Source organism: Synechococcus sp. PCC 7335 (assembly GCF_000155595.1).
Lineage (GTDB): Bacteria > Cyanobacteriota > Cyanobacteriia > Phormidesmidales > Phormidesmidaceae > Phormidesmis.
Window position 1 is genome coordinate 3557278 of sequence record NZ_DS989904.1, and the last position, 9719, is coordinate 3566996.

Annotated in this window: 4 protein-coding genes and 1 pseudogene; 3 read left to right on the forward strand and 2 right to left on the reverse strand. The window is 48.2% G+C overall.

Annotation, left to right across the window (positions count from 1 at the left end):
• Positions 1-109: 109 nt before the first annotated feature.
• Both ppc and S7335_RS15070 read right to left on the reverse strand, forming a co-directional pair.
• A complete protein-coding gene (gene ppc / locus S7335_RS15065; RefSeq protein WP_006454783.1) occupies positions 110-3208 on the reverse strand; it encodes a phosphoenolpyruvate carboxylase in 3099 nt (1032 codons plus the stop codon).
• 451 nt (positions 3209-3659) lie between these two features.
• Positions 3660-3929: a hypothetical protein gene (locus tag S7335_RS15070; RefSeq protein WP_006456052.1), complete on the reverse strand. Its 270-nt coding sequence runs from the start codon at positions 3927-3929 to the stop codon at positions 3660-3662.
• A 187-nt stretch (positions 3930-4116) separates the two neighbouring features.
• Between S7335_RS15070 and S7335_RS15075 the strand changes: the two genes are divergently transcribed.
• The 3 genes and pseudogenes from S7335_RS15075 to S7335_RS15085 form a co-directional block, all read left to right on the forward strand.
• Positions 4117-7251, forward strand: a complete 3135-nt coding sequence (locus S7335_RS15075; RefSeq protein WP_157620268.1) for a hypothetical protein — start codon at positions 4117-4119, stop codon at positions 7249-7251.
• A gap of 91 nt (positions 7252-7342) precedes the next feature.
• Positions 7343-8848, forward strand: coding sequence for an MBOAT family protein (locus tag S7335_RS15080; protein WP_006455565.1), 1506 nt, complete (start codon positions 7343-7345; stop codon positions 8846-8848).
• Between the two features lie 369 nt (positions 8849-9217).
• Positions 9218-9719 (forward strand): annotated as a pseudogene (locus S7335_RS15085) (photosystem II q(b) protein); the annotation flags it as partial.

The following is a 9719-nucleotide window of genomic DNA, read 5'->3' on the forward strand; positions in this document are numbered from 1 at the left end:
CCGCTTCACATTGCTACGACTGTTTTGCGCCGTGAGGCCAGGTTAATCCCAAATGTGCCTGCCAAATGTGCCTGCAATTTATTCCTGCAAAGGCTTCCTATACGAAAAGTCAACCTGTGTTGCGCATTCCTGCCGCGACACCGTTGATAGTCAGCAAGGCACCGCGCAAGAGTTCACCTTTGCTATAGCGCGATCGCACCCGTCCGGTGACTGCGTCGTTGCCATACTCCCGCAAGCGCTTTAACAGAGCAACCTGCAAAAAGCTGAGTGGGACAATCGTACCATTTCGCAACTGGACCGATTTCTGCAAACTAGGATCGCCATCGAGCAGATTGGTGTGATCTGTGATGGTGAGTACAACTTCACGAGTCAAATAAAACTCAGCGGCGATCTGATCGAACATTTTTTGAAAGTCTTCGCTCTTTTCTTCGCTACTGAGCTGATTGACATAGTGCTGAGCAATTTGCAAATCCACTTTAGCTAGGGTCATCTCTACTTTTGAGATTACCATTTTGAAGAAAGGCCACTTGGCGTAGAAATAACGTAGTTGCTTAATATGCTCTGTCGGCTGTGCGTCAATAAATTCTTTGAGAGCTGTGCCCACGCCGTACCAGGACGGCAGCAAGAACCGAGTTTGCGTCCAGCTAAATACCCATGGAATTGCTCTAAGGCCGTCTAGATTCTTTTTACCGCCACGGCGAGCCGGGCGCGAGCTGATCTGTAGCTGGCTAATCTCTTGAATCGGAGTAACCTGATGAAAGAATTCAACTAGATCGGGCTGTTCATAGATGAGGGCACGATAGTGCTGACGCGATCGCACCGCTAGCTCTTCCATGATTTCGTTCCAAGCCTCAATCCCATCAAAGCTGCTACCTAGTACACTGCCTTGAATAACCGCCGTAGTGACAGTCTCTAGGTTATACAGCGCCAAGTCAGGCAGATTGTATTTAGAGGCAAGGACTTCCCCCTGTTCAGTAATTTTTATTCGACCATCGACGCTGCGCCCCGGCTGTGCCAGAATCGCCTCGTATGCAGGGCCACCACCACGACCCACAGAACCACCCCGACCGTGAAAAATTCGCAGTGCTATGCTGTACCCTTCTGCCAAAGCTTGCAGAGCCTGCTGCGCCTTGTGTATCTCCCAGTTGCTGCTTAGAAATCCTGAATCTTTGTTGCTATCAGAATAACCCAGCATCACCTCTTGCAAGGCTGTTTCTGCCTCATCTGGTTTGGCCTTTACGACCTCCATCGCCTCATAGCCACCTTGTAACATGGCTCGATATAAGGGCAGCTCCCACAGCTGTTTCATCACCTTCGGGGCACGACGCAAGTCTTCAACCGTTTCAAATAGCGGCACGATCTTAAGTGCGCCTATCCCGGTTGTTGGATCAAATAAGCCTGCTTCTTTGGCTAGCAGCGCCACCTCTAACAAGTCGCTAGCCGTATGGCTCATACTGATGATGTAGCTTTGACAAATACTATGACCAAACTCACGGTGAAGCTTGCGAACCATTCGAAAAGTAGCAATGGTTTCACTGGCCTTGTCGGAAAAAGGTAACTCGCCTGGGATCAGTGGCCTGCGGGTACTAAGTTCTCTAATTAGCCAATCTGTTTTCTCAGCTTCATCTAGGTCGTTATAGGGCTTGTCAAGCAGTCCTAGGTAATCAGTCACCTCACCAATCGTGTCAGAATGGCGGGTGCTCTCTTGGCGAATGTCTAGCTGAGCTAGGTTAAAGCCGTAGATTTCAACTTGAGCAATCAGCTCTTCAAGCTCTCGACAAACCATGTTAGTTTCTTTCAAGTTTGTCTGTATCAGCTTCAGCTCATAAAGAAAGTCTTCTCCAAATCGATAGAGCCGACCGCTTGAAAGTTCACTGTCTAGGTTAGTTTCTCTTTCTTGTAAATAGTCACCGTTGTACAGCTTCTTTGATCTTTCTAAGGTATTGATTAAGCGCTGTTCGATGTAGGCTAACTTCAGTCGGTACGGCTCTTGACGATAGCGGATAGCCAGCTCTTCATAGATTTCTGGCATTTGGGTTTGATCTTTCTCTAACGATTCGAGCAATTCAGATAAAATCTCGCTCCAGTGCAAAGAAAGGCTAAGGCGCTGAGTTAAATTTTGCACAGAGGCAATATATTTACCGAGCACCATGTTGCGCTGATAGTTAGCAGTTTTCCAGGTGACCTGCGGTGTAACTGATGGGTTGCCATCGCGATCACTACCTACCCACGAACCAAATCGACAGAAGCCATGCTGAGGGGGTCTCAAGCTTGGAAAAGTGCCTTCAAGGGCTCGGCAAATTCTTTGACGTAGCTGCGGTAGTGTATCGAATAGAACCACATCAAAGTAGTGCAGCGTAAACTCCACTTCATCTAATACTGAAGGTTTGAACTGATGAAGCTCATCTGTGCGCCACCAAAGGCGAATCTCTTCAACTAGCTGCTTTTGGAGTGCCTGAATTTCCCAAGACGAAGCCAAGCTAAGTGCGCGCGCACCTTCTTCTTCTCTATCTAGCTGGCGCAAGATCTCCGAAATTCGTCGCTGCTTGTCCCGGATGGTATGGCGCACAATTTCTGTAGGGTGCGCCGTGAAGACTAAGCGTACATCTAGCTGATCCAACAATCGCTGGATCATTTTTGGTGGAACATTTAGCCGCTTGAGAGTAGGAAACAGCCAATAGAACGTACCCACATCTCTAAGGCTGTCTGCAGTCCGAATAGTCTCAGCGACAGCGCTTTGTCCGTTGAAGCCATTAGCACTTTGAGAAGCCTGCTGGCTAGCGTCTGCGTCATTGTAATCTGCTGCTGCGTAGTCTTCTATAGAATGACCTGCCGCAATCTCGGCTTCTTCGTAAGCAGCACGGTACTGCTGCTGCTGTCCACGCTGCTCATAGTGCTGCTCAACGATATTAATCAGCTGAAAATAAAGGGCGAATGCTCTAGCCATCTTAATAGCATCGCTCAGTTCTAGTTCTTCAATCAGTTGAAGAACAGGCGAAGCATTAGCGGCATTTGCCTGTCCGTCAGGGGCACATAGCCGACGTAGACGGGTCAATAAAGCCACTAAACTCGGTCCACACTCATCCTCTAAAACCGACGCCCAGGTTTCTTCGACGCTTTTTAGTCGACGGCGTAGGAGCCGATCATGAGTAGCCACAGCCGGAACTGCGGGTTTAAGATCTGATGCGTTCTTTAGCGTCGTGGGCATTGGTCCTTTCTGGATATCTAACATTGAAGATAGGGGCCATTTGAATGAGAGCAGCGAATCTATTGATAGTAAAAATCTCTTTATTCAATCCTAAATTCGCTCAAATGTGCTCACGAGTATAGTGAGCATTCGACATGATTGTATGAGGTTTAGGGGCACTGTGGGAGAGGGGTTCTTAAACACATGTTGTGACATGACCATTTGTTTCCAAGTGTCTATAGCAACATTTATCACTTACTGTCGCTTGCCGATCTTGATTCGTTACCGATGGGTTCTGCTTAGCCTCTGTAATCATCAGTCATTCCCAGTCGACTGTTATGAAAGCCTATGAAATAGGAAAGCCTATGAAAGGGCTGATAACGAAAGGATTAACCGTTGGCAGAAGATATCGATATCGAAAATATAGATGGACAAAATAAATATAGATAGACGAAAGCATCACTAGCTGTGCCTACTCTATTTGAACCTGAGCGGTCAATAGCCGTACTGTTGGCAGACGGCTGCCTCGAAAAAGTTCTTCACTGCTGCTGCCCCACTGGATGAGAGTGCGTGCTGCAATTTGGCCAGTAACGATCACAGCTAGTAGCGGTAGCGTGGTCAGACTGACAGCGACGTTAGCTGGCAAGGGTAGGGCGATCGCCAAGTCAGGAATTTCGAGACCAGGGGCCGCTTTAGACGAGGCTTGATTAGTGGGCTGATCTGACTGAGTATAGCTGCTCATATACTTACATGGTGAGGTGGTGCGGACTGTTGAAAGTTTACTCGATGATCACATAAGATTTACGCGTGCAAAGTGAACAAAGGTGCCCTAGAATGCAGCGAGCGATCCGGCAGCTTGATTTTTACGGCTCTCTAGCCTTGTAGCTAGGAGTTTTGTAGTCAGGGGCTCCCTGTTTTTGTAGTTATGTATGTTAGGTTATCCCACTCAATCAGCTAATACAGATCCGTCGGTATTAATTCCCTGGTTACGGAGGAGTCTGCTTGATGATCGAAACTCCTTTGAGACAGTAATCCGGGTAAAGCTGCGGGGGAACATTTTGCATGTTCTATGCGAGTCAGCAAAGCCAGGGCTTGTTTGTGAAGTAGAGATAGCACGGTTGGTGCGATCGCTTCTAAAGCCACAAGTCAAGAGATTCTTAGAATCTAACTTTCCGCACATCTATCAAATCTATCTTTATAGTCGAGAGGCTTCAGCACCGAACCCTGTATGGAGCGCTCCAATCTATCTGACTCGGCTAGAGCGTCATTTAGAACACCTACGACAGTGGCGAAAGAGCCAGCTAGAGAATGCTTCTACGACTAGTCCTGATCTGGATAGAACAGATCATCAGGGTGTTGGACAGAGTGAAGGAAAAGTCTCGACAGACCGCTCGTTATCCGAACAGCTATCACGAAGACCCAAAATAAATCTTGAGGCAATCGCCCAGTATCTAGAGGAAACCTTTCGTGATCTAAACATCGATGTTCAGATCAGCGCAAAAGTACTGCCTGAAAACGGTGACGAGTTCTCTGCTGCTACAGATAAAGAACGCTTTCAAAAATCGTCAAAGCTAGTCTCTCGGCTTTGGATACTTTGTGAAGCTAACTACAGCCTCGATCCATTAGTTGTTGCTAAGCCAGCCGCGCAGAGGCTTAGGCAGATAGGACTGAAACAGTTTCGAGATGCTGTGATTACGATTCAAGTCAAGGGAGAAGGTGATTTTGGCTGGCCCCTGCGAGTGGATCTAACACCACCAGGGCAAATGCTGCAACGGTTGGCACGCTGGGGCGATGTCCAGGCGCTCTCTTGCTTAGTCAACCAAATTTCGCGACGCTACGGTCTAAAGCTAATTGCAAAAGTTAAGGAAGATACGCTTCACTTGATTAGCTATGCAATCAATTCACCAGTTAATTCAGCTGGTAGCGAAGCGACGGCGTCCCAGACGCCTTCAGCCCATAGGAATCAATCACAAATAGAGGCTAAAGAGCTAATAGCCGCTATTGATAGTCGATTGCAGGCGATCGCACCCAAAGGCCTACAGCGAGCCGTCGTCTATGGCCCCTCTACAGACGACATCAGTCCTGAGTGGCTAAAGCGCATCAATCTACCAGCAAGTAGTAGCCTAGCGCTAAGAGAAAGCGCCCTAGCACTAGCTACTACAGGCGATATCGAAGCACTGTCCTACTGCCTCACCAGGGCGCTTAACCCAGATATTCGCGAACAGCTAGCAACCGGTGGGATTAGAGTACAGGTATCAGAAAAAGACAGATTGCTACGCATCATGGCGGAGGGACCGATTTGTCCTTCAAAGGCTGTCGCTGCAACACTGATCAACCAGCTGCTAAATCAGATCCAGCCATCAGAGGTAGATGGTATACGACTATACGGTCGTAGAGCAGGTCAAAAGCAGCCCGCTTGGAGCTATGGTCGTGATTACAGAACGCGCCAGCAGTTAGTGACAGAGGCAGCAGCAGACTTTGCCGTATCCGGTACTCAAGCGGGTGAGCTGATTACCTCACTTAGCAACAAAAGCATAGCGGGCCAAACAGCAACTGACAAAGACACTGACATCAGGCTAGGCACCGTCTTTAAGCGGACTTTGCAGCGTATGCTGTTGAAAACTCAGGTCTTCATCTCGCGAGATGAAGACCACTCACTGATAAACCTATCTAGTACTTTTCGCTCACATAGCGGCAAGATAGCCCTATTTTGGGGTGCAGTAGGCGTACTGCTAGTAGCACAACTTGACTTTGTAGTCGGTCAAGCTCTCCGACGGGCGGTGGGCGATCGCAAAGCACCCTTGATAACAACAGAAACCACTGAATATACCAGTGGGCACAGCAGCAGTAGACAACCCAATAGCTTTTATGGAAGCTATCTACTAGAGGACAGCAATCTAACATCTTCCACAATCGGCGATAGTGAATTGCCCTACAGTCCGAAGCAGACCATGATAGAGCGCGAAGTATTGCTAGCAGATTCTGAGCTACCGTCTTTTCGCAGTCAGCATCTTGATGAGAAGCTAGCGCTTTACCGACGTAGAGTCGAGCAGTCTGGACCACCAGATGTATTGGTAATTGGCAGCTCTAGGGCGCTACGTGGCGTCGATCCGATCGCTTTGCAAAAGGCTTTAGCTAAGTCCGGTCATAAAAACTTGAGCGTCTTCAACTTTGGTCTTAACGGTGCTACAGCGCAAGTGGTCGATCTTGTTGTACGGCGTTTGATTGCACCTAATCAACTGCCGCAAGTGATTATTTGGGCAGATGGGGCTCGAGCATTCAATAGCGGTCGAACGGATATCACCTACAATGCGATCGCTGTTTCTGAAGGCTATCGTCAGCTCGAAGCGAGCGATCCGGTAAACGGTGTAGACGGTCTTGTTTCAGGTGGTATCGGTGACCAGCTAGCGCTGCGTGCGACACAAACCGACCAAAAACTAAGTGAACGCCTTGGACAGGTATCTTCTACCTATCGTGAGCGCGATAAAGTACGATCAGGAATCGGTCGGGGGCTTGGCACTATTTTGCCTAGGGAGGGCGTGTCTTGGGCAGAGCCTTTGGCAGTTTCAACAGAACTCTCTGCGGGGGACGACAAAACTGATGGATCGGTTCTTGCCACAGAGACTCACTTAATTAGCTATGACGGCTTTCTACCGCTTCCTAACCGGTTTAATCCAGCTACCTACTACCAAAGTCACCCTCGCGTTGCGGGTGACTACGATAGTGACTACAAAGCTTTTCGAATGGATGGCGAGCAGTCTGATGCCTTTGTAAACCTACTGCGCTTCACTGCTGACAAAGAAATTCCTATCGTCTTCGTCAATACACCCTTGACCAACGAATATTTAGATAGCTACCGCGATCGCGCTGAAGATATCTTTACCCAGTACATGCTGCAAGTAACAAAGCGCTACGCTAACTTCACCTTCCGCGATCTGGGCCAGCTATGGCCCGAGCAATACGATTATTTCTCTGATCCTAGTCATCTTAATCGCTACGGTGCGTATAAGGTTTCCCAACGCCTATCTCAAGATCCCCTTATCCCCTGGCCTCAATCTTTTTAAACCGGCGCCCTATGCCGCTCTTCATCAACGAGTTATCCGAATAGACTTCTCGAATTAATCGTATCGCTTGCTTGATCGCGACGGCTTACCTATGACCCAGCCATCTATTCTCTATGCTCTGTTCTTGGCCTTGCTCTTTCCAGCATATTGGCTGCTTCCAATCCAAAAGCTAGATCAGCCACAACCGAAGCAATCGCTCAGGCTCTGGGTCATTCTACTGGCAAGTCTATTCTTCTACGCTTCTCTACTAACAGCAGACTATATTCCACTACTGCTAATCCTAACTGCTATGAATTTCTTCATTGGCAAGGCCCTATCGGCGCCAGTGAACCGGCCTATTCTAGATAACGCATGTCAATCTGCACAGGCAAACAGGACAACGCATAAAACACAAGTGCTAGCGCTAGGAATCTCACTAAACCTGCTGTTGTTGCTCAGTTTTAAGTATGTTTCACCGAGCCTGTCAGCCTTGGGGTTTGAGCAGCTAGCTGTCGGTCCTGTTGCGGCGTTGGCAATGCCGCTGGGGCTGAGCTTCTTTACTTTTGAATGTATTGCCTATCTTGTAGATGTCTATCGTGGCTTACCTGCTTGCCAAAGCTGGTTAGAATTCGCAGCTTACAAACTCTTTTTTCCAAAGCTTGTCTCCGGGCCAATTACCCGCTTCCATAGCTTTTCAAATCAGCTCAAAAGCCTTTCCTTCCCGTCTCTTGATCGAAATATAGAAGGACTTTGGTTAATTGCCTCTGGCGCAGTTAAAAAGTTGGTGATCGCTGACAACATTGGTCAGCTTGTAGATATCAGTGCTGAGAGCCTGTCTCGTGCAGGTAGCGGAGATATCTGGCTGCTAGCTTTTGCCTATGGCTTACAGCTCTATTTTGATTTTAGTGGCTATGTCGATGTCGCCAGGGGTAGCGCATTGCTATTAGGCTTCAATCTGCCTCAAAACTTCAACTTCCCCTACTTTGCCCTTAGCATTACTGACTTTTGGCAGCGTTGGCATATCACCTTAGGCGCATGGCTACGCAACTATCTCTACTTTCCTTTAGGCGGATCTCGGCGCGGATTGACTCGAACCTGTTTCAATTTAATGGTGGTGATGCTTATAGCTGGCGCTTGGCACGGTGATCGGTGGGGTTTTGTCGTTTGGGGTGCAATCCACGGTTTGGCTCTGATAGTTCATCGGTTAAACAGAGCCGTATGCGATCGCGCTTCCTGGTTGCAAGCGTTTTGGCAAAGTACACCCGGCGTTGTGATCGCTTGGATCATCACTCAGTTCACTGTCTTCTTTAGCTGGATATTTTTCCGTTTCCCCAACCTTACCGACGCCAGTCTAGCAATACAGCGTTTGTTTGGTCACCGTGCAGACATTCAGTTCGCTCAGAAGGTCTACCTTGATTCCACGGGTTTAAATCGCTCACAGTTACTCCTTCTTCTCAGTTCGCTAGCGATCGCCATCGGCATTGCCTATCTAATTCATCAAGGCTTAAAGCTTCAAATCAGCTGGCCGGTCAAAGTGCTACTACTCCCGCTTTGTGGTTTCTTTGCCTGGATACTGGCTCCTGATATGGCATTACCCTTTATCTACTTCGATTTCTAAGCACTGTTACTAAGACTAATGGCTTGAGATTAACTACTAAGGATCCCATTGGGCGAACCATGAAAGATAGATTTAGCATTTTAGAGAGGCATTCGAGGAACGCAAATCACTAGAATTCTTATCCTATACAGCTTTCAGTTTGCGAGCTTTACCTTAGCCAAATGACCAACGCTACAAAACTGTGGCGGGACTCCATTCAGCTCCATCTGAATAGAGCTTTATTTAGAACTACGAAAAAATAATAGGGCAGTCAAATAAATTAAGACTTGTAATATTTTGTTACATCGGTTATGATAGTTACATCGGTTGAGAACACCGCTTTCTTTTTGAAGCGCTCAGCCCATACGTACCTAACTACTCGGAATAATAATGACTACTACTCTACAACAGCGCCAAAGCGCTAGCTTGTGGGAGCAGTTCTGTCAGTGGGTTACCAGCACCGAGAACCGCCTCTATGTAGGTTGGTTCGGCGTGTTGATGATCCCGACTTTGCTTGCTGCCACTGCCTGTTTCGTAATTGCGTTCATCGCAGCACCCCCCGTCGACATCGACGGTATCCGTGAGCCGGTGGCTGGTTCACTGATGTACGGCAACAACATCATCTCTGGTGCGGTTGTGCCTTCATCTAACGCGATCGGTCTGCACTTCTACCCTATCTGGGAAGCAGCTTCTCTAGACGAGTGGCTCTACAACGGCGGCCCTTACCAGTTGGTTATCTTCCACTTCCTCATCGGCGTCTTCTGCTACATGGGTCGTGAGTGGGAGCTATCCTACCGGTTGGGTATGCGTCCGTGGATCTGTGTTGCTTATTCTGCGCCCGTCGCAGCGGCAACTGCAGTATTCTTAATCTACCCCTTGGGTCAGGGTTCGT